25 protein-coding genes and 1 pseudogene are annotated in these 23,093 nt (G+C 61.2%); 16 read left to right on the top strand and 10 right to left on the bottom strand.

All coding sequences use genetic code 11. The features are described from left to right. The first annotated feature begins 67 nt into the window (after positions 1-67). The 3 genes from hemC to CFE42_RS03590 are packed head-to-tail and all read left to right on the top strand — an operon-like array spanning position 68 to position 4,410. Positions 68-1,084, top strand: coding sequence for a hydroxymethylbilane synthase (gene hemC, locus CFE42_RS03600; protein WP_004636384.1), 1,017 nt, complete (start codon positions 68-70; stop codon positions 1,082-1,084). A 15-nt stretch (positions 1,085-1,099) separates the two neighbouring features. Beyond that, the gene (gene hemDX / locus CFE42_RS03595; RefSeq protein WP_004636381.1) at positions 1,100-3,214 is read left to right on the top strand and encodes a fused uroporphyrinogen-III synthase HemD/membrane protein HemX; all 2,115 of its coding nucleotides are present in this window, start codon (positions 1,100-1,102) and stop codon (positions 3,212-3,214) included. Positions 3,215-3,216: 2 nt separating this feature from the next. After that, the gene (locus CFE42_RS03590; protein ID WP_004636378.1) at positions 3,217-4,410 is read left to right on the top strand and encodes a heme biosynthesis protein HemY; all 1,194 of its coding nucleotides are present in this window, start codon (positions 3,217-3,219) and stop codon (positions 4,408-4,410) included. 47 nt (positions 4,411-4,457) lie between these two features. Here CFE42_RS03590 and CFE42_RS03585 read toward each other — a convergent pair whose 3' ends face one another. The 3 genes from CFE42_RS03585 to CFE42_RS03575 all read right to left on the bottom strand — a co-directional run bounded on the left by CFE42_RS03585 (position 4,458) and on the right by CFE42_RS03575 (position 8,150). Further along, entirely contained in the window at positions 4,458-5,792 is a 1,335-nt protein-coding gene (locus CFE42_RS03585) for an MFS transporter (protein WP_004636376.1), read from the bottom strand. 122 nt (positions 5,793-5,914) lie between these two features. Beyond that, a complete protein-coding gene (locus tag CFE42_RS03580) occupies positions 5,915-6,673 on the bottom strand; it encodes an SDR family oxidoreductase (RefSeq protein ID WP_004636373.1) in 759 nt (252 codons plus the stop codon). Positions 6,674-6,713: 40 nt separating this feature from the next. Further along, a complete protein-coding gene (locus tag CFE42_RS03575; RefSeq protein ID WP_004636372.1) occupies positions 6,714-8,150 on the bottom strand; it encodes an aldehyde dehydrogenase family protein in 1,437 nt (478 codons plus the stop codon). 169 nt (positions 8,151-8,319) lie between these two features. Between CFE42_RS03575 and ppa the strand changes: the two genes are divergently transcribed. Continuing rightward, positions 8,320-8,847, top strand: a complete 528-nt coding sequence (gene ppa, locus CFE42_RS03570) for an inorganic diphosphatase (protein ID WP_004636370.1) — start codon at positions 8,320-8,322, stop codon at positions 8,845-8,847. Between the two features lie 301 nt (positions 8,848-9,148). Further along, positions 9,149-9,355, top strand: coding sequence for a hypothetical protein (locus tag CFE42_RS03565; protein ID WP_009277435.1), 207 nt, complete (start codon positions 9,149-9,151; stop codon positions 9,353-9,355). 65 nt (positions 9,356-9,420) lie between these two features. On the opposite strand, the pseudogene CFE42_RS03560 reads toward CFE42_RS03565, so the two are convergent. After that, positions 9,421-10,335, bottom strand: a pseudogene (locus CFE42_RS03560) (GNAT family N-acetyltransferase); the annotation flags it as partial. Between the two features lie 262 nt (positions 10,336-10,597). Next, on the bottom strand, positions 10,598-10,882 hold the full coding sequence (locus CFE42_RS03555) for a helix-turn-helix transcriptional regulator (RefSeq protein WP_037044999.1): 285 nt from the start codon (positions 10,880-10,882) through the stop codon (positions 10,598-10,600). 461 nt (positions 10,883-11,343) lie between these two features. Here CFE42_RS03555 and CFE42_RS03550 point away from each other — a divergent pair, with 461 nt between their 5' ends. Beyond that, positions 11,344-11,877, top strand: coding sequence for an HAD domain-containing protein (locus CFE42_RS03550; RefSeq protein WP_004636361.1), 534 nt, complete (start codon positions 11,344-11,346; stop codon positions 11,875-11,877). A 530-nt stretch (positions 11,878-12,407) separates the two neighbouring features. On the opposite strand, the gene CFE42_RS03545 is transcribed toward CFE42_RS03550, so the two are convergent. Next, positions 12,408-13,100, bottom strand: a complete 693-nt coding sequence (locus tag CFE42_RS03545; RefSeq protein ID WP_004636360.1) for a glutathione S-transferase N-terminal domain-containing protein — start codon at positions 13,098-13,100, stop codon at positions 12,408-12,410. A 139-nt stretch (positions 13,101-13,239) separates the two neighbouring features. Continuing rightward, positions 13,240-14,127 carry a glutathione-dependent disulfide-bond oxidoreductase gene (gene yghU, locus CFE42_RS03540; protein WP_004636358.1) on the bottom strand — a complete coding sequence of 296 codons (888 nt, stop codon included), beginning with the start codon at positions 14,125-14,127 and terminating at the stop codon, positions 13,240-13,242. 208 nt (positions 14,128-14,335) lie between these two features. On the opposite strand from yghU, the gene CFE42_RS03535 reads away from it, so the two are divergent. From CFE42_RS03535 to CFE42_RS03520, 4 genes are all read left to right on the top strand, one after another. Beyond that, positions 14,336-14,908 (top strand): TetR/AcrR family transcriptional regulator, encoded by a 573-nt coding sequence (locus CFE42_RS03535; protein WP_004636356.1) that lies wholly within the window; start codon positions 14,336-14,338, stop codon positions 14,906-14,908. A gap of 217 nt (positions 14,909-15,125) precedes the next feature. Next, the gene (locus tag CFE42_RS03530) at positions 15,126-15,788 is read left to right on the top strand and encodes a haloacid dehalogenase type II (RefSeq protein ID WP_004636355.1); all 663 of its coding nucleotides are present in this window, start codon (positions 15,126-15,128) and stop codon (positions 15,786-15,788) included. Between the two features lie 87 nt (positions 15,789-15,875). Next, the gene (locus CFE42_RS03525; protein WP_238563848.1) at positions 15,876-16,985 is read left to right on the top strand and encodes an alkene reductase; all 1,110 of its coding nucleotides are present in this window, start codon (positions 15,876-15,878) and stop codon (positions 16,983-16,985) included. Between the two features lie 56 nt (positions 16,986-17,041). After that, the gene (locus tag CFE42_RS03520; protein ID WP_238563847.1) at positions 17,042-18,376 is read left to right on the top strand and encodes a phosphatase PAP2 family protein; all 1,335 of its coding nucleotides are present in this window, start codon (positions 17,042-17,044) and stop codon (positions 18,374-18,376) included. A gap of 127 nt (positions 18,377-18,503) precedes the next feature. Here CFE42_RS03520 and CFE42_RS03515 read toward each other — a convergent pair whose 3' ends face one another. Together CFE42_RS03515 and CFE42_RS03510 are read right to left on the bottom strand one after the other, a co-directional pair. Beyond that, a complete protein-coding gene (locus CFE42_RS03515) occupies positions 18,504-18,851 on the bottom strand; it encodes a carboxymuconolactone decarboxylase family protein (protein ID WP_004636348.1) in 348 nt (115 codons plus the stop codon). 81 nt (positions 18,852-18,932) lie between these two features. Beyond that, positions 18,933-19,136, bottom strand: coding sequence for a DUF2892 domain-containing protein (locus CFE42_RS03510; protein WP_004636345.1), 204 nt, complete (start codon positions 19,134-19,136; stop codon positions 18,933-18,935). 84 nt (positions 19,137-19,220) lie between these two features. On the opposite strand from CFE42_RS03510, the gene CFE42_RS03505 reads away from it, so the two are divergent. The 5 genes from CFE42_RS03505 (at position 19,221) to CFE42_RS03485 (ending at position 21,668) form a co-directional block, all read left to right on the top strand. Further along, positions 19,221-19,949 carry a cytochrome c biogenesis CcdA family protein gene (locus CFE42_RS03505; RefSeq protein ID WP_004636342.1) on the top strand — a complete coding sequence of 243 codons (729 nt, stop codon included), beginning with the start codon at positions 19,221-19,223 and terminating at the stop codon, positions 19,947-19,949. Positions 19,950-19,983: 34 nt separating this feature from the next. After that, the gene (locus tag CFE42_RS03500; protein ID WP_004636340.1) at positions 19,984-20,502 is read left to right on the top strand and encodes a hypothetical protein; all 519 of its coding nucleotides are present in this window, start codon (positions 19,984-19,986) and stop codon (positions 20,500-20,502) included. 105 nt (positions 20,503-20,607) lie between these two features. Next, positions 20,608-20,817, top strand: coding sequence for a DUF2892 domain-containing protein (locus CFE42_RS03495; protein WP_004636337.1), 210 nt, complete (start codon positions 20,608-20,610; stop codon positions 20,815-20,817). Between the two features lie 3 nt (positions 20,818-20,820). Then, positions 20,821-21,378 (top strand): sigma-70 family RNA polymerase sigma factor, encoded by a 558-nt coding sequence (locus CFE42_RS03490; protein ID WP_004636336.1) that lies wholly within the window; start codon positions 20,821-20,823, stop codon positions 21,376-21,378. Between the two features lie 29 nt (positions 21,379-21,407). Continuing rightward, positions 21,408-21,668: a GDCCVxC domain-containing (seleno)protein gene (locus CFE42_RS03485; protein ID WP_080633410.1), complete on the top strand. Its 261-nt coding sequence runs from the start codon at positions 21,408-21,410 to the stop codon at positions 21,666-21,668. Between the two features lie 186 nt (positions 21,669-21,854). Here CFE42_RS03485 and CFE42_RS03480 read toward each other — a convergent pair whose 3' ends face one another. Beyond that, positions 21,855-22,247 carry a PHA-granule associated protein 4 gene (locus CFE42_RS03480; RefSeq protein WP_238563846.1) on the bottom strand — a complete coding sequence of 131 codons (393 nt, stop codon included), beginning with the start codon at positions 22,245-22,247 and terminating at the stop codon, positions 21,855-21,857. A gap of 374 nt (positions 22,248-22,621) precedes the next feature. Here CFE42_RS03480 and CFE42_RS03475 point away from each other — a divergent pair, with 374 nt between their 5' ends. After that, positions 22,622-22,852 (top strand): hypothetical protein, encoded by a 231-nt coding sequence (locus tag CFE42_RS03475; protein WP_080633409.1) that lies wholly within the window; start codon positions 22,622-22,624, stop codon positions 22,850-22,852. Positions 22,853-23,093: the final 241 nt, after the last annotated feature.

The raw sequence follows: 23,093 nt of genomic DNA, 5'->3' as shown, positions 1-23,093 counted from the left end.
TCGTTTCTGTATCACTTCAACGTGATAGCCGGACTGTCGCGAAAATGCTGCGTGCTACCATTGCCGCATGTCTTCCAACGCCCGCCCGACTTCCCGTCAATCCCAGCTTGCAACGACTCCTGCAGCCCAGGCGCCGACCAAGCTGGTCATTGCCTCGCGCGAGAGCCGGCTAGCCCTCTGGCAAGCCGAACACGTGCGTGCTGCATTGCAAAAATACTATCCCGCGTGCGACGTGTCCATCCTTGGAATGACCACGCGCGGCGACCAGATTCTCGACCGCTCCCTCGCGAAGGTGGGGGGCAAGGGTTTGTTCGTGAAGGAACTGGAAGTCGCGCTGGCCGAGGGGCGCGCAGATCTCGCCGTACATTCGCTCAAGGATGTGCCGATGGAATTGCCGCAAGGCTTTGCGCTGTCGGCCATCCTCGAACGCGAAGACCCGCGCGACGCCTTTATTTCCAACGACTACGCCGATCTGGCCTCGCTGCCTGCCGGCGCCGTGGTGGGCACGTCGAGCCTGCGCCGCGAGGCCTCGTTGAGGGCTCGGTTTCCGCATCTGGTGATCCAGCCGCTGCGGGGCAACCTCGATACGCGCCTCGGCAAGCTCGATCGCGGCGACTACGCTGCCATCATCCTGGCCGCTGCGGGGCTCAAGCGCCTGGGGTTGGTCGATCGCATTCGCTCGACCATCGCGCCGGAAGAATCGCTACCGGCAGCCGGGCAAGGTGCGCTCGGCATCGAAATTCGCGCCGATCGCGCAGACGTGCGAGCCTGCCTCGCGCCCCTGCACGATGAGCCCACTGCACTGGCCGTGACGGCTGAACGCGCTGTTTCGCGCATTCTCGGCGGTTCGTGCCAGGTGCCACTCGCCTCGTTCGCGCAGTGGTCGGACGGCGGCACGCTGCGCCTGCGCGCCTTTGTTGCTTCGCAGGACGGCACCCGCAAACTCGCCGCGGATGGCGAAGCCACGCCATCTACGCTGGCCGAAGCCGACGCACTGGGCGTGCGCGTCGCCCAGCAGATGCTGGCCGGCGGCGCACGCGACATCCTTGCCGTGCTGGGCGCCGACGCCCCACCCGCTACCTGAATCCCACGGCTCGCCATGGACGACCACTTGCCACCGCGCTTGTCACCATCGTCGCCCGCTTCCAGCACGCCGCCTGTTCAATCGGCAACCCCGCCCGTGGTGGTGGTCACGCGTCCGCGCGCACAGGCGCCCATGCTGGTGGCGGCGCTTGAGCGCCACGGCCTGCGCACGCACCAGTTTCCGCTGCTCGACATTGCGCCGACGCCCAATCTCGACGACTTGCGTGCCGCGCTGGGCGATCCGTCGCGCTATGCGCTGGTCGTGTTCGTCAGCCCCAACGCCGTGCAGCAGGCATTTTCCGCCATGCCGGAAGGCTTCCGCTGGCCGCAGGAAGTACCGGTGGCAGTAGTGGGGCCCGCGAGCGCACAGGCGCTTGCCACGCACGGGGTCGCGCCGCCCGCGCACCGTGTGATCAAGCCCGACACGCATGCCGACGACGCCCGCCAGGATTCCGAGGCGCTCTACGCGCGGCTGGATGTGCCCTCGCTGAGCGGCCGTGAAGTGCTGATCGTGCGCGGCAACGGTGGCCGTGAGTGGCTGGCCGATCAGCTGCGCGAAGCCGGTGCATCGGTCCGTACGGCGGAAGCCTATCGCCGCAGCGTACCGGTGCCCGATGCCGCTGCGTGGCTTGCGTTGCGTGCCGTGCTTTCGTCCCGCCACGCCTGGACGCTCACCAGCTCCGAGGCCGTCCGCAATCTTGATGAGCTGGCCCGCGCCAACCTGTCGCCCGCTGATCTCGATACGCTGCACGGCGCGCCATGCTTTGCTTCGCACGCCCGCATCGTCGAACAGGCCGAATCGCTGGGTTTCCGCGATGTGACGCTGACCGGCGCCGGCGACGACCGGCTCCTCGCCAGCGTGCTCGCCTGGGCCGGGCCGATATGGGCTCCCGAGCATGCCCCAGCAACGGTGCCGGATGATTCAAACCCGTCTACTTCTTCTTCCACTGTGACGCAGACTCCCGTTCCCTCGTCCGCTCCCGCTCCCGCTTCAACGCCAGCGCCCGCAGCCGTCAAGCCGAGTCCTGCGCCTGCTGCTCCGCCGGCTGCGTTTGCGCCCACCATGACGGTCAACCATGCGCCGCGCCGTGGCGGTTGGATCATCTGGGTGGCGCTGGTCGCGGTCGTGGCGGCAGTGGCCGCGCTACAGGTGCGCAACGAACGCCTTGCACGCGAGATCCGTCAGCGCGCCCAAACGAATGAGGCGCTGGCGCAGGAGATGCGCGTGCTCTCGCGGGCCGATCAGGATTCGGTTTCCCAGCTGCAGCAGAAGTTTGGCGCGCTGGATGCCCGCACCGCTGAAACGCGCGATCGCCAGGCCGCGCTGGAGCAGGCCAATCAAGACCTCCTGCGCAACCGCGATGACTGGCAGCGCGCCGAGATCCAGCGTTCGCTGGAAGTGACCGCTGAACAACTGCAACTGACCGGCAACGTCGCGGGTGCATTGGCTGCGCTGCAAACGATCGACGCGCGCCTGGCCACGCTCGACAAGCCGCAGTTCAACGCCGTGCGTCGGGCGGTATCGCGCGACATGGCCAAGCTCAAGGCGATGCCGTCGTTTGATCTGGCCGGTGCTGCGCTGCGGTTGGATGACGCCATCAACGCGGTCGATACGCTGCCGCTCGTCTCGTCGGCCCAGCCGCTGGAGGCGGAACAGGCTGCGCAGGCGCCGCATACTGTGGCGAAACCCTCGAAGAATGCCAAGGCACACGCTGCGTCGGCGCCCGTTGCCTCGACGCCGCCAAACGCCGGATGGTCGGCAGGCGTGCGCGCTTGGTGGGGCCGCCTGTGGAACGACGTGCGCGGCGAACTCGGCCAGATCGTACAGGTGCGCCGCGTCGATCAGACCGAGGCACTGCTGCTGTCTTCCGACCAAGCGTGGTTCCTGCGCGAAAACCTCAAGCTGCGCCTGATGAATGCGCGCCTGGCGTTGCTCTCGCGCAATGAAGCCGTGTTCCGCGCCGATCTGGGGCGCGCTGATACGCTGCTCGCGCGCTACTTTGATACGCAGTCTTCGCGCGTGACCACAGTGCAGAATCAACTGTCGCAGGCGCGCGCGACGGTTGGCACGCTGCAGGTGCCAACGCTGGCTGACAGCCTTGCCGCCGTGCGCGGTTCGGGCAAGGAGTGAGCATGCGCTGGGTATTCTGGGTCGCGCTCCTGTTTGCCGCCGCCGTGGGGCTGGCGCTGTTTACCGAACTCAATCTGAGCAACGTCGTGCTGTTCTACCCGCCGTACCGGGTGGAGATGTCGCTCAACTTCGTGCTGGCTGCGCTGCTGGCGACGTTCGTGGTGCTGCATCTCGTGATGCGCCTTTTCCACCATGTTGCGGGTATGCCGGCGCGTGCAGCGGCGTATCGCGAGCGCAACCGCATCCTGAAGGCATCGGCGGCGCTGCGTGAAGCAATGGAAAGCCTGTTTGCCGGCCGCTTTGGTCATGCGGAGCGCCAGGCGCGAGAAGCCCAGGCCTGGGAGCCTCAGCGCGAGACGGCCGCGCTGATCGGTGCCCGTGCCGCGCACCGCATGCAGGAGACCGAGCGCCGCGACGCGTGGATGGCCGAAGTGTCCTCGCCCGATCGTGAGCAGGCGAAGCTTGTGTCGATGGCCGAACTGCTGGTTGACGCTCGCGATGCGGAAGGCGCGCTCGAGAAGATCGCGCAACTGCAATCGCAGGGGGCGCGGCAGATTCAGGCGCAACGCATTGCCTTGCGTGCTCACCAGCATCTGAAGAACTGGAGCGAGGTGCTGCGCCTGACGCGTGCACTGGAAAAGCGCAACGCCATCCATTCCGTGCTGGCCGCACGACTCAAGCAGATGGCCTGTGAAACGCTGCTGGCCGAGCGCCGCCACGATGCCGATGCCCTGAACGGCTTCTGGCGCGAGTTGACCACGGAAGAACGCCGTTCGCCGCGCATCGCTTCGCAGGCGGCGCTGTACTTCGCGCAACTCGGTCGCACCGATGATGCCAAGCGCATCGTCGAAGAGGGCCTGAAGACCCATTGGGATGGCCGCCTGATCCGCCGCTATGCCGATTGCGCAGTGCCGGGCAAGGCGCTGCCGCTGATCCAGCAAGCAGAGAAATGGCTCGCCCAGCATCCGGTGGATGCCGAACTGTTCTACACGCTTGGCATGCTGTGCTTCAAGGAGCAGCTCTGGGGCAAGGCGCAGTCGAACCTGGAGTCGGCACTGAAATATGCCGATGCCGATCACTCCGGCAACCTGCGCGCCCATGCGCATCTGGCGCTTGCACAGATGTTCGAGCAGACGGAGCGCATGGAAGACGCCCAGCGCCACTATCGGCAAAGCGCATTGCTTGCCGTGAAATGAGAAAAGACCGGGATCATCCCGGCCTTTTTTCTTGCTGGTGACGGCGCCTATTTGTTCACCATCCGTGCTGGTACGGAAAGCGTGAGGATCGCACCCAGCACCATCGACGTGGCCAGCATGTACATGCCCGAATCGGTGCTCTGCGTGGCGTCTTTCAGCCAGCCGACGGCGTAGGGGCTCAGGAAGCCCGCGAGGTTGCCCAGCGAATTGATGAGCGCAATGCCGGCGGCGGCACCGGTGCCGGCCAGGAACGCAGTCGGCAGGCTCCAGAACAGCGGTAACGTGGTCAGGATGCCCATGGTGCCGAGCGTGAGTGCGGCCATGGCCAGCATGGTGTCGGTGTGCCAGACGGCTGACAGTACGAGCCCGACCGCGCCCACCACTGCGGGAATCGCGATGTGCCAGCGGCGCTCGCGCAGGCGATCCGCGCTGCGTGCCACCAGGACCATCGCGACGACTGCTGCGCCGTACGGAATCGCCGTCAGCAGGCCGACCGAGAACGGATCGGCCACGCCGGTCTGCTTGATCAGCGTCGGCAGCCAGAAGCTCACGCCATACAGGCCCATCACGAAGGTGAAGTAGATCAGGCTCATCAGCCATACGCGCGGGCTGGCCATGACGGTGCGGATGGGCGGGTCTTCCTTCTCGGCGTCTTCCGCGGCGATGTTGCGCGCGAGCAGCGCCTTCTCTTCGTCAGTCAGCCACTTCGCGTGGCTGATGCGGTCGTCCAGATACGCCAGCACGACGATGCCGACGATGATTGACGGAATGCCTTCGATCAGGAACATCCACTGCCAGCCGGCCAGGCCGTAGAGGCCGGCAAACGCCTTCATCGCCCAGCCCGAGATGGGGCCGCCGATCACGCCCGACAGCGCAATTGCCGTCATGAAGAAGGTGGTGGTGCGCCCGCGCCGCTGCGCCGGATACCAATACGTGAGGTACAGGATGATCCCCGGGAAGAAGCCGGCTTCTGCCAGCCCCAGCAGGAAGCGCATCACGTAGAACATGGCCGGCGTGGTCACGAACATCATGGCCGCCGAGATGATGCCCCACGAGATCATGATCCGCGCGATCCAGATGCGTGCGCCCACGCGGTGCAGGATCACGTTGCTCGGCACTTCAAAGAGGAAGTAACCGATGAAGAAGATGCCGGCGCCGAGCCCATAGATGGTCTCGCTGAACTTGAGGTCGTTGAGCATCTGCAGCTTGGCAAAGCCCACGTTGACGCGATCGAGATACGCGACCACGTAGCACAGCAGCAGGAACGGAACCAGGCGCCACGTCACTTTGCGGTAGGTGGCTTCTTCAAATGCACTAGCGGACCGGGGCGGCAGCGTGCCTGCGCCGCCGACCGGTGAGGTGGGTGGGGTGGTGGTGGCCATCGGGTCTCCAGAGTTATTGTGAGTTCAGGCCGAGTGCTCCTCGTTACCTACCTCGGCCTGGAAAACCGCCACAGCATTCTGCGCTTCTCGGACGGGCGCGCCAAGACGCCCGCCGGCAGGGTTTATACGCAGCGCCCGCCGTCCACCTCCAGGCACGCGCCGGTAATGAACTCGGCTTCGTCCGACGCCAAGTACAGGCATGCGTTGGCCACATCCTGCGGCGTGGAGAGCCGCCCCATCGGGATCGTCGCCAGGAAGCGCGCGCGGTTCTCGGGGGTGTCGGGTACGCCCATGAACTGCTCAATGAGGCCCGTGGCACCCATTACCGGGTTCACGCAGTTCACGCGGATCTTGTCGGGGCCCAGCTCGGCCGCCATCGCCTTGCTGGCTGTGATGACGGCGCCCTTGCTGGCGTTGTACCAGACGAGCCCGGGCCGCGGCCGGATGCCAGCGGTGGACGCCACATTGACGAACACGCCGCCGCCGCGCTCCCGGAAGTGCGGGACGATGTGATGTGCCGTCCAGTAAATGCTCTTCACGTTGACGGCCATCACGCGGTCGAACTCGTCTTCGGTGATCTGCAGCAACGGCTTGTTCTTATGCGTCGTGCCGGCATTGTTCACGACGATGTGCAGATCGCCATAGCGCGCCAGCGTGGCGCCCAGCAGCTTGGCGACGGAATCGCCATTGGAGACGTCAGCCTGCACGAAATGCGCATCGCCGCCGGCCACGCGAATGGCGCTGGCTACACGCTCACCGGCCTCCGCATTCAAGTCGTTGACGACGACGCGTGCGCCTTCGCGGGCAAAGGTGTTGGCGATACCCTCGCCAAAGCCTGAACCCGCGCCCGTGACGATGGCAATCTTGCCGGCAAGCCGCATGGTGTCTCCTCGTGTTGTGGGTGGAATGTTGCGTTGTGCCTTAGCCGTGGCGGATGGCGATGGTCTTGAGCGTGGTAAAGCCGTAGAGCGCTTCGAAGCCCTTTTCGCGCCCGTGCCCCGAGTGGCCCGTTCCGCCGAAGGGCAGTTCAACGCCGCCGCCCGCGCCGTAATTGTTGATGAAGACCTGGCCGGCCCTGAGCTTGCGCGCAAGGCGCATCTGGCGGCCACCGCCGTTTGTCCACACGCCGGCCACCAGGCCGTACGGTGTGCCGTTGGCCAGGGCCAGCGCTTCGGCTTCGGTGTCGAACGGCATGGCGGCCAGCAGCGGACCGAACACTTCCTGCTGGGCGAGGCGGTGCGTGTGGGGTACATCCCGCAGCAGCATTGGCGCCTGGTAATAGCCGGTCTCGGGCGCCTCAGGCACCACCTGGCCCTGCGCCATCACCGGAATGTTGGCGTGCTGCGCATCCGAGACGAAATCCCACACGCGCTGCTGCTGCTTGGGGTTGATGAGCGGGCCGCAATCCAGATCCAGCGACGACGGGCCGACCCTGATCGATTCGAACACCATGGCGAGCCGGTCCAGCATTGCCTCGTAGATGCTGCGCTCGATCAGTACGCGGCTGCCTGCAGAGCAGGTCTGGCCGGCGTTCTGGATGATGCCGTTCACCACGGCCGGAATAGCCGCTTCCAGATCGGCATCGGCAAACACGATCTGCGGAGATTTGCCGCCCAGTTCCAGCGTGACGGGCACGTGGTTTTCGGCGGCCGCTCGCACAATGGCCTTGCCCGTTTCCGGCGACCCCGTGAACGACACATGGTTGATCCCGGGGTGCGCCGCCAGAGCCGCGCCGGCTTCGTGGCCATAGCCCGTCACGATGTTGAGTGCGCCATCGGGCAGGCCGGCCTCGGCGGCCAGCTCCGCCACGCGCAGGACCGACAGGCACGCGTCTTCCGCCGGCTTGACCACGCACGCGTTGCCGGCTGCCAATGCGGCGCCCACGCTGCGCCCGAAGATCTGCATCGGGTAGTTCCACGGGATGATGTGCGCCGTCACGCCATGCGGCTCGCGCACGGTCAGCACGGTGGTATCGGCCGGGTAGGGGATGGTCTGCCCGTGGAGCTTGTCGGCGGCGCCGGCGTAGAACTCGAAGTAGCGGGCGACGGCGCGGGCATCGGCGCGCGCCTGGCGCATGGGCTTGCCGGTGTCGCGGGCTTCCAGGCGGGCGAGTTCTTCTTCGTGATCGGCCAGGCGCAGGGCTACGCGCATCAGCACACGGCCGCGCTCGGCCGGCGCCAGTTGACCCCACACGCCTTCGAACGCCCGCCGCGCGGCATGCACTGCCACGTTGATGTCGGTGGCGTTGCCGCGCGCAATCTCGGCAAAGGATTGGCCGTCGGACGGATCGAACACCTTGATGCGCAGCCCCGAATCGGGCGACATCAGACGGTTGGCGATGAAGTGCTGGGCATGCATGGGGGGTTCCTGCAAAAGATCGGCAACGCCCGATTTTCGCACGGGTGCGGCCGGGGTAGGGCAAGCGTCCGAGTGTGAGGGGCTATAATGCCCGCCGACAGTTTTTCACGCTTCTTTCCAACCATTTGCGTCGCGTTTTTACGCACTTCGCGCATTCCGGAGCATTTCCATGAGCTTCAACAACGTCTCGCCGGGCAAGGACATCCCCAACGATTTCAACGTCATCATCGAGATCCCGGCGCAGAGCGACCCGGTCAAGTACGAAGCCGACAAGGAAACCGGCCTGCTGTTCGTAGACCGCTTCGTTGGCACCGGCATGCGCTACCCGGCCAACTACGGCTTCATCCCGCAGACGCTCTCGGGCGACGGTGACCCGGTCGACGTGCTGGTCGTCACGCCGTTCCCGCTCATCCACGGTTGCGTGGTGCGCTGCCGTGCCCTGGGCATGCTGAAGATGACGGATGAATCCGGTGTGGATGCCAAGCTGGTTGCCGTGCCGGTCAACAAGCTGAGCCCCGCAACGGCCCACATGACCGACCTGTCGGACGTCGGCCAGAACCTGCTGGATCAGATCAAGCACTTTTTCGAGCACTACAAGGCGCTGGAGGCCGGCAAGTGGGTCAAGGTCGAAGGCTGGGGCGGTATTGAGGAAGCCCACAAGGAAATCGCCGACGGCGTTGCCAACTATAAGAAGTAAGCTGTTTCAGGATTTTGCCGTACGGCATGTCTGACAAATCCCGGCCTCCGGATGGAGTGCCGGGATTTTTTCTTTGCAAAGCCGTCATCGGTGTAACGCACGGAGATTCGTCGACTCGCATCGGGGCGCCATCTGCGGCCGGGTGGGCCCGTTGTATGCGTTCCATGATATTTTTCACGCATAGCGCATACTTACCGCCCGGTAGTTCTGCTACACAGAGATTTAAGAAACGCTCATTTGCCCACCGGAAACGACCCCTCTAGACTCCCGGGCAAGTTTGACTCCAACCCCCGGTACTGCGATGTTGAACAAGACCGTTGTCGTTCCCGTGCTCTCCGCCGTGGCCATGGCCGCATTCACCGCGTGGGCGCTGCTGGTTGGGCCACCGGACGCAGCCCACGCTGGCGAGCGTGCCGTCGCATCGCCCTCCATGGCTGTTCCCTCCATGGCGGTTGATTCGAACGCCGCACACTGCGTGATCGCCCAGCAGAAACCTGCCGAGCACTAAGCTGCACCTTCGCGTCCGCCGTTCGTGCGGACGCTGTCTTTCCCGCCTCCGCTGTTTTCCCCCTGCTAGTCCGGTCCCGGCCGCTGCCTGAACGGCGAGCGGTCCGTCAGTTCGTCCAGATACGCTTCCATGCCGGCCGTTTCGCGGTCGAGGAACCTGCCCACGGCATCGGCAAATGCGGGGTGCGCCAGCCAGTGTGCCGACAGCGTCGCCACGGGCTCGAAGCCGCGCGCCATCTTGTGTTCGCCTTGCGCTCCGCCTTCGAACGTGCGGATGCCGTGCGCGATGCAGTACGTCAACGGCTGGTAATACGCCGTCTCAAAGTGCAGGCAGGGGTGATGCTCGATCGCGCCCCAGTAGCGGCCGTACATGACGGACGCCTCGGGGCGCATGTCGATCACCAGCAGCGCGCTGGCGATGTCATTGCCGTCGCGCGAGGCGATCACGAGCAGCAGGTTTTCCGGCATCGTCCGAGCGATCTGGCGGAAGAACTCCAGGTTCAGATACGGTGACGAGTGATGCTCGCGGTAGGTGGTGCGATAGCAGCGGTGGAAGAAGCGCCAGTCCGCGTCCGTCGCGGCTGCGCCGGGCACGTGGCGGAACGTGATACCGGCGTCGTGCACGCGGCGGCGCTCGGCGCGGATATTTTTGCGCTTCTTCTGTTCCAGCGCGCCCAGAAAATCGTCGAAGCTTGCAAAGCCCGGATTGCACCAGTGGAACTGCACCCCTTGCCGCAGCAGCATGCCTGCGGCGTGCAGTTGCTCGGCTTCGTCGGCAGTGGGAAACAGCACATGCAGCGATGACAACGCGCTCTGGCGCGCAACTGCCAGCAACGTTTCGACCAGCGCTGCGCGCGCAGCCGCATCCCGCGCCAGCAGCCGCGCGCCCTGCACCGGCGTAAAAGGGATGGCCGACAGCCATTTCGGGTAGTACTCGAGCCCGTGCTGCGCGTACGCATTGGCCCAGGCCCAGTCGAAGACTTATGTAGTCAAGCTCTTTCCTACCCGTTTGTGTCCAAGTGACCGATTGTTTCCATTTTCTATCTTGAGCCCCGAAGGGGCGAACACAGCAGTCAGTTCAAGAGCCTTTTGATTCGCTTATGCTGCAATGCAATAACGCCGGCAAGCGGTTGTTGCGGTGCAATAAGTGGATAACTTCCGATTCCCCACACGTGACAGGCGAAACGAGTGCAAATTTGCAGCGAATCGACCTGGCCACATCTACGTTATGCCGCCTGTCAGCTCATTCTTCCTTCCGCTTCCGGCCTGGCTTGAGCGGAACAGCTAGCTCACGCGGCTCGCCCAGAAGGTCGGTTACCTGAACGCCTAGGGCCTCCGCCAGCAAGACAATGTTGTCGAGCGATACGTTTGTCAATTCGCGCTCGACTTGGCTGATGTAGGTGCGATGAAGCCCAGCACGGTCCGCCAGGGCCTCCTGGGAGATATCGCGCTTGCTTCTGAAAATTTTCAAATTTGCTGACAGCCGCCGACGTGCAGCTCGCTGTGATGGGGTGATGTTCTCAGCCATATGGCGCAAGAGCATCACCCATTGAACACGATGAATCTACAGAAGATGATTCGACAGTTTTTGAATCGACAGAGTATACATCTCTGAATTTTGGTCTTAGACTCCTACCTGAACGAGTCCTTTGCCAAGGTGAGTAGGTAGATGTGCCCATCCCCGATACGGGGCCTTCCACGCTCGTCGTTTGAAAAATCTCGCGGGAGCACTGCGCACCTTGAGGTCCGCACACAGTGGGCTGAGGAGGGATTTTTCAATCGGCCTTTGCAAGTCTCGACAACAGCGTTCGAGGAAGCGAGTGCAGATACAGGCCCAACGACTCTGCAGTGGCGCGCGTTTGAAAATGCGCTGGCCTGCCAGATTAGTCAACTCGAACTGGGCTCCATTCCTAGATTTATGATTATTGCTGACATTAGTACGACGGTCGTCCGTGTATCGCGCGGCCGGATCAAATACAAGGTGCAGCCATGCAGTCTTTCCCGAATCTCGGCGCACCATCAATGAATGCTGTACTTTTCCTCGGCTATGACGGCTGTCTGCACCCAATTTCTGTCGAGCACTCCGATAACAAACCGTTCTTGCCTGACAAGAGTTCGAAACTCTTTGAGCACGCGCCAAACCTTGTGGCTCTTCTTGCCCCTTATCCGAATGTGGATATTGTGCTTAGCACGGACTGGGTGCAGATCTATGGTGCCGAGACTTCGAGCCGGTATTTGCCGGAGGACTTGCGCAAGCGGGTCGTTGGCACCACGGACGAGTTTAGGGGCGAGTCCCTCAAGCCGGTCTTGATGTCAAAGTTCGACAGGATCATGCGCTACGTAATCTGCAGACACGTCCGAGTCTGGCTTGCATTGAATCGCGACGATGGCGGTTGGCCGGAGGCATTCATGACGCAGTTGGTTTGGCCTCATCCCCACCTCGGCATAGCAGATAAGGAGACCCGAGAGGATCTGAAGGACAAGCTCTATCTTCTCAACGCCCGAGGTCAACGTTGGCTTTGATGAACCAATATTCGGCGCGAGCATTACGCGCTGTTATCCGGGCCCTTTGCCCCTTGTAACCACTACACATTTCTTCGCAAGGTTCGGAATGCCACTCTTCCGGGCAGATTCTTGACACCCTTGCAGCGCGCTTCGATCCGCCGCGTTCTGGGTGTCGAAGTCGTAGGCGCTGCGGAAAGTCGCTTTTGCTTGACCGAGACAACTGGCAACCCCAAGTCATCAGCCACGCGCTTTTGCGTTCGCCCCTTCGTCAACGGAGTCTTCCGTGGTGCCAATATGAATACTAGAGCAGACCAAACGCAGCGAGCTCAACACCACCGCGAAACGCAGGCGCCCACAAACGGTCTGGTCGGCCATTTGAAGAGCAGACACGAGATTCCGCATGACGCAGGTGCTAGCGTCACTCCGGTCAGCGTCTTACGCTTTGAAGCACCCGACGGTGGGTTTTCAGCATTCGAACGTGTGCGAAAAACATCACTGTCATCAACGGCTGCCAACCATCCCGGGTTGGTAGGCTTTTGCGCAACCGATTAGGACGCAGCACCCAGTCGCGCGTTTTGCGGAAAAAGTATGCTGCGGGCCTCGTCATCCATCTCGGTTTTGAAAGCATGCTTTGCCTTCAGGGCCTCGGCACGCTGGGCGGCCGGCCGCGCATTGATTTCATCAAGCAGACGCTTCACATTCGGAAGGTTGTCCCAAGCCTCGGCACCAAGGATAAAAGGCACGACGCGCGCCCAGCCCCACACCGCCATGTCGACGAGACTGTAGCGGTCACCCACCATGTAAGGATGCTGGGCCAGTTGTACGTCGATCAGGCCCCAATGACGCTGCGCCTCGAAGTCGTAACGGTTCACTGCATAGGCCTTCGGTTCGGGCGCGAAATGCTTGAAGTGCACTGCTTGGCCTGAATACGGCCCGATTCCCGTGGCCACGAACATCAGCCACGACAGCATCTGCGCACGCTGCTCGGGTCTGTTCTCGGGCAGGAATTTGCCGGTTTTCTCGGCCAAGTACAGCAGGATGGCATTGCTGTCGAATACCACAGCGTCGCCGTCCACCAAAGCCGGTGCCTTGGCATTCGGGTTGATCGCCGTGTAGGCCGGCGCGTGCTGCTCGCCTTTGCGGGTGTCTACAGGCACCAATTCAAAAGGCAGGCCAGCCTCTTCCAAGAAGAGAGCAACCTTGGCCGGGTTAGGGGACGGGTGGTAATAGAACTTAATCATGATGAGCCTCCAAAAAACGGGGTCAAAAATCGTGAGGAGCGAACTGAGCGAAAACTGCGATGACGGAGTCGACCATGTGCAATGGACTTTTTCAGTGGCCAGTGCGGACGGTGCGCGGGGCCGCAGCCGCCACGGGCAATTACGACGTCCCTTCGGCGGCTGTGCTCACCTTGTCTTGGGTCGCAGTATCGAAATCGCTGGCGTCGTGGCGTTCGAGCAGCTGGCTGGACGGTTCACCCCAGGCGCGGTTGACCATGCGCCCACGCTGGACGGCTGGACGCAGTGCGATTTCATTCGCCCAGCGCAGAACATGCTTGTACTCGTGCACGCTGAGGAACTCGCCAGCGTCGTAAAGTTGGCCCTTGACCAGCGCGCCGTACCAGGGCCACACGGCTATGTCGGCGATGGTGTAGGTGTCGCCGGTCAGGAAGCGGTGTTTGGCCAGTTGGCGATCCAACACATCAAGCTGGCGCTTGACTTCCATCGCGTAGCGGTTGATCGGATACTCGAACTTTGCGGGCGCGTAAGCATAAAAATGGCCAAAGCCACCACCCAGAAAAGGTGCGCTGCCCATCTGCCAAAAAAGCCACGACAAGCATTCAGCTCGCGCCGCGCCGCTTGCGGGCAGGAAAGCACCAAACTTCTCGGCCAGGTACTGCAGGATAGCGCCGGACTCAAATACCCGTACCGGTGTTTCACCGCTGCGATCCACCAGGGCCGGGATCTTGGAATTCGGGTTGACGTCTACGAATCCACTGCCGAACTGGTCGCCATCATGGATCCGGATGATCCAGGCGTCGTATTCAGCGCCAACGTGCCCCAGGGACAGCAGCTCTTCCAGCATTACCGTCACCTTGACCCCGTTAGGCGTGGCCAGCGAATACAGCTGTAACGGGTGGCGCCCCACTGGCAATTCCTTGTCGTGCGTGGCACCGGCAACGGGCCGGTTAACGTTGGCAAACTTGCCGCCGCTTTCCTGATCCCAAACCCAGACCTTGGGTGGAATGTATTCGCTTGAATCGCTCATGATGGGCCGTGATAACACCGCGCCGTCGCTGACGCAGGAAGTGGTTTCGGGGTAATCGCAGACGAATTTCGCGCTTTTCGCCTGCCCTGCGACGCACCCCGGACCGTCCAGAAAGGCGACGTCGGCGGTGCACGCGCTTCGACGAGGTGGAGATGATAGCAAAATTCTGGTACGATCGGTCCAGAATTTATTGGAAGGTACGCTGCGCATGGCTCGACATCTGGAATTTGATCGCTCCGTAGTTGTTGCTCGGGCCGTCGACGCGTTTTGGCGGTTCGGCTACGAGTCCTTGTCTGCCCTTGAAGTCGCCGAGGCAATGGGCGTTGCAAAGTCTTCGCTGTACAACTCGTTCGGCTCGAAGCGAGACCTTTTTCTCGAGTCGGTTGATCATTACGCCAACACACAGCGTTCCAAACTTGACGCGCGCATTGGTAACGAGAACCCCGAGGTGCTGCTGCGCCAGATGTTGCTGGAGGTGGTTTCCGACAATAACGCCGGACGAGGCTGCTTACTGGTGAATGCGGCCGCAGAATTCGGCGCGCACGATGGCGAAGTGTGTCAACACGTTAAAGCTGGATTCGACGGGATGATTGACGCATTCGCCAATCTAATCCGCACTGGGCAAGAGACAGGGCAGTTTAAATCGGGCGTGAATCCGCGCCAGTATGCGGTCATTCTCATCGCCGGTATCTCGGGGCTGCGCGTTCTCGCGAAAGGCGGATGCTCCGCTCATGAACTCAATCCCGTGATTGAAAATCTGTTGGCTGGATTGCTGGAATAAATTTTTCTCTATTTTGGACCGGAATGCCCACAACATCGGGCGTGTCTCATTCATTCAAGAGCTGATTTTTACTGCGGATCATCTATCTTCCTTGCTACTCCGCGACACCGGTTGTCGTCCTATTTGTTCTGAGTAAATTGACACAGCCGCGCGAGCGGCCAGTTCTCGACCATTGCCATTGGAGCCAACAATTAATCATTCAAAAAACCGAGAGCGTGTGATCGTCTTTGATGTTAACGAAACGCTGCTTGACATCGAAATACTGAACCCGTTTTTCGAGCGCACCTTTGGCGATGCGCGTGTCATGCGACAGTGGTTCTCAGAACTGATTCTTTACTCTCAGGCCCTGACTTTGAGCGGTAATTATGCGCCTTTTGGTCAGCTCGTGGTGGCCGTGCTCAAGATGGTTGCCCAGATAAAAAACGTTTCCCTAACGGAAAACGATCTCAATGACTTCAAGGACCATATGGCGCGGCTACCTGCCCACAAGGATGCGGCGCCCGCTTTGGAAATCCTTAAGAGCTCAGGATTCCGTCTAGTGACCTTGACGAATTCAGCGCCTGAAGCTGGCCAGACAGTTCTTCAGAAGGCAGGGCTGTCCCACTATTTTGAAAAGCAATTTTCGGTCGATGCAGTCAAGCGCTTTAAACCTGCTCCGGAAACCTACAACAGCGTAGCCTCGGCGCTGGGCGCCGACGTGGGCTCGCTGCGACTGGTTGCGGCCCATACCTGGGACACGTTGGGCGCAATGGCGGCGGGTTGGAAGGCGGCACTGCTAACTCGACCAGGAAACGCGCCCTTGCCCGTCGGCGGCCAGCCTGACGTCGTCGAAAAGGACTTGCTGGCAATCGCACGCCGAATCACCAGCATAGACCGATGAAGCAAATCCGGCGTCGACCTCTAAAGACCAACGCATCGCGTTTTCCGCATCTATAGACTCTTATCCGGGCCCGAGCAACCCATTCCCATGACTCCCGTTACTACTTTGATCAATATGAAGTCAACGCAATACTCATCAAAACTCTTTGCGCCAGCTGTTCTTGGTTCTGTGCCACTTCAAAACCGTATCGTGATGGCGCCGTTGACGCGTAGTCGCGCCGCAGACGGCAACGTGCCGCAGGAACTAAACGCCCGTTATTATGCGCAACGCGCCTCTGCCGGCTTGATTATCTCGGAAGCGACTCAGATCACTCCGCAAGGCCAGGGTTATCCAAAGACGCCTGGCATCCACAGCACTCAGCAAATTGCCGGGTGGCGCTTGGTCACCGATGCAGTCCATGAGCACGGCGGAAAGATTTTTCTTCAACTGTGGCATGTCGGACGCATCTCGCATCCCCTGACATTGGGAAGTGGCGACCTCCCGGTGGCGCCTTCAGCGATCAAGCCTGCTGGCAAAATTTACACTGACGAAGGGATGCAGCCATTCGTGACACCACGCGCGCTCGCCACGAGCGAAATCCCTTCTCTGATCGAAGACTTTCGCCGCGCTGCCGCCAATGCAAAAGAAGCCGGTTTTGACGGCGTCGAAATTCACGGCGCCAACGGCTACCTGATTGATCAGTTCCTTCGCGATGGCACGAACAAACGTGATGATGCCTACGGTGGACCGGTAGAAAATCGCGCGCGCCTTTTGCGCGAAGTAGCGGAAGCAGTCCTATCCGTCTGGGAGCCCGGGCAAGTTGGCGTTCGCCTCTCGCCGACAAATCCGTTCAACGATATTGCCGACTCCAATCCGCAAGCCACCTTTGAAACGGTGGTCGCGCAACTAAACCAATATGGCCTCGGCTACCTACACGTGGTGGAAGACCGCACGGACGGCTTCGACTATCAAAAGCTCCGGCGCATTTTTAACGGCGCCTACATGGCCAACGGCGGCTACGAGCGCGACAGCGCGATTGACGCGGTTGAGAGTGAACAAGCTGATTTTATTGCTTTCGGCAAGCTTTTCATCGCCAATCCCGACCTCCCGGAGCGCCTGCGTCTCAATACGGGATTCAATCCGGCGCGCGAGGAATCCTTCTACGCCGGCGGCGCCGAGGGCTACGATGACTACCCTTTCTTGGCAGCGGGGAACTAAGCTGGACTTACAGATCGGCGTGGGCTTTGCGAGTTGATCGCTGCTCGGCTATTACGGTGACCGTCTACGCCATGCTGCTGGCAATCGCCGTAGGCATTGCAGACCTGCCATTTCCATTCTTACCGCGACACCTCACGCTCGTCGGCGCGCTGACGATAGGCATACCAGCGTTCCTGCTGTCGATGGAGCCAGGGGGCGAAAGGGTCACGGGCGGCTTTGTCGCCAGGGTCTTGCGGTTTGCCGGCCCAGCGGGGGGCATTGCGGCCCTGCTTACCTTTGCGACCTATTTCACCGTGCTTCAATATCAGTACGGGAACCTCGAGAACGCGAGGTCGATGGCCGCCATCGCCTTGTTCTGTATCGCGACTTGGGCTCTATGCCTCCTATCTCGACCTCTGGATTGGTTCAGGACGGTCTCGATTGCGGTGATGGTTGGCGGTTTCTGTACCGTCTTGGCCGTACCATCGCTGAGAGCATTCTTTGCGCTCTCCCTGCCGCCTACCGTCACGCTCGTCATAGCGATGGCGATGACACTGGCAGCGGCCCTTGCCCAGACGCGGCTCGTCGACAAGTTGGCCAACAACACTTCGGCGGAACGACCTTGGCACGGTTTGCTCGGTGACCGCAGCCTGACCTGGCAGCTCGTGATTCAGAGAATTGGCATTGTGAACCTGCTCGTCGCGAGTGTGCTGATTATTGGTGGCGTGTGGCTCTTCCTTGGAGTACTGGAAGACGTTGTCAGTGGCGACCCGCTTGTCGCAGCCGACATAACGATTCACGCCACGCTGCAGCAGCTTCGCTTTCCGCAACTTGACTCCATGATGGTCATAGCGTCGGAACTCGGTGATGCTGCTGTGACCGTACCGTTGATTTTCGTGACGCTTGGCTGGTTCATGTGGCGCGGCGAGCTGCGCAGCGCAATCTACTGGATTGCAGCAGTTGCCTTGGCCGAAGTTTTCGTCGAAATGCTGAAGTTCGTTGTCCATCGACCAAGGCCAACGTTGATATACGAGGGCATTCAAGGCTTCTCGTTTCCGAGCAACCACGCGACGTTGAGCGTCGTCACCTACGGATTTCTTGCGTTCTTCGTGGCGCGCGCTTTTCACGGTGCCAAACGTCAGTGGATTGCCGTTGCGACAAGCTTGCTGATTGCGCTCATCGCGTTCTCGCGCCTCTATCTGGGCGTACATTGGTTTTCGGACGTCCTCGCAGGCGTCAGTTTCGGTGTCGCATGGATAGCCATGGCTGCGCTACTGCACCATGTTGGAGATGGAAAATCGAGTCCATCGTCCTCACTGGGCGTGGTAGCCATCCTCACCTTCCTACTCAGTGCGGGTGTGCACATCTTCATGCAACACGGAGCGGACTTGATTCGATACGCGCCGAGGTAATTTCCCTGAGCCGCCTAGCCCGGTCTGCTGCCTCATGAAGGGGGCGCGGGTCTTTTGCGACACATGGCGAACACGGGCAGCCGGCGGAACGATAGACAACCGCACCCTGACCGACTGGCTGTCTGCATCAGGATGAGAACTGTTCAAATGCTGCCAGCGCATGTGTCGCGTACATCATCGATGGGCCACCCCCCATGTACACAGCTGTTCCAAGCACTTCCTCCAGCTCGGCTCGCGTGGTGCCCAGTTTGACAAGCGCCTGGACATGAAAGCCAATGCAGTCATCACAGCGGCTGGCAATCGCAATACCTAGCGCCACAAACTCCCGCGTCTTCTTGCTCAGCGCCCCTTCTTTCGTGCCAGCGGAAGCCAACTGACTGAAGGCCGTCATCAAATCTGGTTGAGTCTCGCGCATGTGACGCATCTGCGTAGATACGTCTTTGACTACGGTCTTGAACTCTGGGATACCACTCATGGAGGCTATCTCCTTCCTTTGAGAAATATCATTCAAACGGACCCGAGCAGCCGGTCAACTGCTGGGCCAGCCGAAGTGAAGTTACTTTGCGCCGGACTTTGGCGCGGCGCACGTTTTCACGCCCAGGATGCTGTAGGCAGGGCAAACGCGCACGATGCCTGTCAGGAGTGGCACGATGCCAATCCAGCCCCAGGCGCCAATGCGTCCTGTCGCGGCCAGGCCAATCAAGACCAGCCCAACAACAATTCGGAGGACGCGGTCGACCGTTCCAACATTGACTTGCATGGCGGGTTCCTTCTCACAAAAGGGATTGCGCGAGTTCGTTCACCAAGGCTAGCAGAAGGGGCACCGCGAGGATGGCTCCAACTGATGGAATTCGGTCTCGGCGCCTACGGCTTTGGCTTTCTGGCAGGGCTCCTTTCGACGTTGTCGCCTTGTGTCCTGCCGCTCGTTCCCATCCTGCTCGGGTCGGCCACGAGCGTGCACCCGCGCGCGCCGCTCGCGCTCGCCGGCGGGCTGGCGATTTCCTATGCGACCATCGGTACCGCGCTCGCCTGGGCAGGGTCGGCACTGAACATCGATGCTGGGGTGTTTCGTTATGCGGGTGCGGCCGTGCTCGGCGTGCTAGGCATGGTCCTGATGTCAACCAGTTTGCAGCAGCGCTTCGCGGCGGCGACGTCGGGGCTGGGTGACGCAGGCAATAGCCTGATGTCCCGTGTGCAACCCGATGGGCTGTGGGGTCAGTTTGTCATCGGCCTCGTCTTGGGCGTTGTGTGGAGCCCGTGTGTCGGCCCCACCCTGGGAGCCGCCGTAGTTCTGGCCGGTCAGGGTTCACACTTAGCGCAGGCGGCTTCGCTCATGGGTGTCTTCGGCATCGGTGCCGCCTTGCCCGTGGTTGCGCTGGCTTACGTCTCACGGGGCACGATAGCCAAGGCGCGCGGCCAACTTATGCTGGCGGGCAAGACCGGCAAGATGTTGATGGGCGTCATCCTGGTGGTCATTGCCGGACTTATCCTGAGCGGCGCCGACAAAAGCATCGAGGCTTGGCTGGTGAGCCACTCGCCTACGTGGCTCACTGCATTGACCACACGTTACTGACCCCGTTCGCTGCACATCCTCAAAGAGGCTTTTCATGCTGAAGAATCCAATCCAGTTCCGCAAGCATGCCGCACATGCGCTCTGCGCCACGGCCCTCGTGGCCGGCTCGGCGATGGCAGACCCGCTGAACGTGCAGGCGACCATGGTTCCGAAGGAGCAAATCAAGCTTGATTTCAAGGACGGCTCGGGACATTTCGTGCTGATGGTCCGGCGGGAGGGTATCGCTTCCGGTTCAGGCTTGCTCGATGGCGCGCACATCGTCGAGTATGGGCGCCATGACATCGTGCCGGGCGTGTCCGGTGACCCGAGCGGCTATCTGGTCGCCACCAAGGGCGAGGGCAACGTGGCCTATATCAAGTGGACCGTCCGTGCGGTCTTCCTGCCAGGTAAGGACGGCAAGCCTGAATTGAACGACAACGGCTTCTGGGAGGTCGTCTCCGGCACCGGCAGCTTCAAGGGCCTGAAAGGCGCCGGAACCTTGCACATCAAGTCCGCCAATCCGACAGACCGCATCTTCATTCTGGACGGCCAGATGGTTGCGGTGTCACAGTAAGTCGCGGCATGAACGCGTTTTCTTCATTGTCAGCGAACCGTATTGCCCGGCAGGCGCCTCTTAGTTTGTGAGGGTTGTCCTCAACCACTGACAAAGGAAATCGCCATGTTCTATGTGAAGAATGTCCCGAATTGGGAGCGCGTGCTGCGCGTCGTCATGGGCCTGATGAGCCTTGGCTATGCTGTCATGAATTGGGGGAGCTCGGGCCTAGCTGTCGGTCTGGGCGTCATGGGTGCGATGTTGGCCATGACCGGCTTGGTCGGATTCTGCCCCATGTGCGCGATGGTGGGCCGCAAGCTCGACAAGGGGCAATAAGCCATGACCGCGCGCGGAATCGAGCGTGACAATCTGATACTCGCCGCACAGACGGGAGACCCGGCCGCCATCACCCGTTTGCTAGCGGTGTGTCAAGCTGATGCTCGGCGTTACGCATACAAGCACTGCCATGCCAGCGATGTCGACGACGCGGTGCAGGAGTCGCTGCTCATCATCTCGCGCAAGGTCAAGGGGCTCAAAGCGGCAGCGGCCTTTTCGGGCTGGCTGTTCACGGTCATCAAGCGCGAGTGCCGCAGGCTTGAGCGCATGATGTTCAAGCATGACCCTCTGCCGGAAGAGGCCGCCGAGGAATTGCTCGCCCACCGAAGCGACAATGCTTTGCGCGTGGACCTCGCCAATGCCCTGGAATCGCTCCCCGCGCACTATCTGGAAGTCGTGTTGCTGCGCGATTTCGAGGAGTTGACGATTGCCGAGATTGCGCAGCGCCTAAACGAGCCGCACGGCGCCGTCAAGAGCCGGTTGCACCGCGCGCGGGAGTTGGTGCGCGAATACATGCTGGACCACGACGTCGCGCCACATTCACCGCCAACAGGAGCGTGACAACCCGGCGTACCGGACGTGAGGACATCATGAGCCATTTCAGGACCGACCCAGTTGAGATTCAATTGCGCTCGACACTGACCTGTCCGGCGTGTGGCCACGCGGTTGAGCTTGATATGCCCACGGACGCGTGTCTTTTCTTTTACGCGTGCGAGAGCTGTCATGCACGGGTTCGTCCGTTGCCTGGCGATTGCTGCGTGTTTTGCAGCTACGGCTCGGTGAAGTGCCCTCCCATGCAGAAGGCGCAACCCTGTTGTAACGGTCGCGGTGAAGGTTGCGGAAGCCGTTGAACTGATGGAGCCTTGCTGCATTCAGCGGATGTTTTGCGGCTACCAACCGTTAGTGAGTGGCGCAACGGTAGAAGCGTTGGTGGTCCTGCTTGCGGTCAAGAAAACAATGTCGAAGCTCAGGGGCGCGGCTGGTGCCGACCACACCTTCCGTGACAAATACCGATTGAGGCGGGTACTCTGTGCAGTCTACTCAGACCAGACTGCGTTGACTCCTCGCAGTAAGTGCCCTGCGAGAATGTAGTCGCCGAGGCTTGTGGCGTTCGCTTCGAGCTGCTCCAGTTTTCCTGCGGGCAATCGATTCAGGTCAAATCCGCAATAGAGGTTTCGCTGTCGGAACGAGGCTTTCGGTCGCGCGAGCCCGGCGACAAGTGCGGAGAGTGATTGCACTGCGATGCTCTCATGCCCGCGAAACTCCACGCGAATGCCGACTTTTTGACCAAGCCGGTCAAGTTCAACCGCATCTTGCCAACCGGCCTCGTAATCCAGTTCGACGACCACGACACCGCGCGTCTTCAGCAGTCGCAGTGCCTCTTCTCGCGTGCCGGCGCGTGCTGTTGCGGTCACCATCTCGTCTCCCATCCAATCTGCTAGCGCAGTTCGACCTTCTATTGCGCTCGCACAATTGTAGTTGCGCATCGCGCCGAGGGGTGCGTTTCTTGGCCTTCCATAGGTATCACGGACAACGTGACAGGTATCACGGACAACGCCAGTGACTCTTGGGAACGCCACAATCAGCGCCGCTGACAGGCAGCAGCACATCGCAAACGTGTGTCACAGGACTAGGTCAAAGGTGATGCGGAACGGTCTTGAATGGTGCGCTGCACGTGCCTACGCTTTCGTGGTCTGAAAGCCCGAACCAAGCTCTCTCGCTGTGGTCGTGTGGTCTGTACGCAAGGCATGCCATCACGTGCAATCCGTGCGTGATATTGAAAGCTAACGCGCCGGAGACGACTGTGCTAAGTCCTCATGAATTCGCTGTGCTGCTTCTCGTCAACGACAGTGCCGAATCGCGCGAGTTGGACCGTGCGGATGTAGAGGCGCTGATTGAACACAAGCTCGTGACGCTCGAGCGTCAAGGGTTGGACCACGTCTATGCCCGAGTCACGGCTCAAGGGCATGCACTTCTCAAAGCCTTCGGCCATGCCCGTGCGGGCGGACGAAGAACGTTTGCTTGCGTTCCTTGAGCGAATCGCATTAATCGAGCGATACACCGCGCCCGCTAGTGCTCAGGTTGACGCGCGCAAACCTACAACATCCTCTCGGTTCTGAGAAGCATTAGCCAAGGGCGCTGCGGAAGCTACCGTCGCGTATCTGCTGGGGTTCAATAAGAACACCGTGCAGCGCATCTTCCAGCTCATGGGTTGGCAGGTTCGCAAACGTCCCGTCGGCTTCCGGCCGCGCATTCAAGCGATGCCGTCAGTGGCT

It is taken from the genome of Ralstonia sp. PBBBR1 (assembly GCF_002256165.1).
GTDB classification, from domain to species: domain Bacteria; phylum Pseudomonadota; class Gammaproteobacteria; order Burkholderiales; family Burkholderiaceae; genus Ralstonia; species Ralstonia thomasii.
Note: the sequence above shows the minus strand (reverse complement) of the source record. Positions and strands in the feature narration are given on the sequence as shown.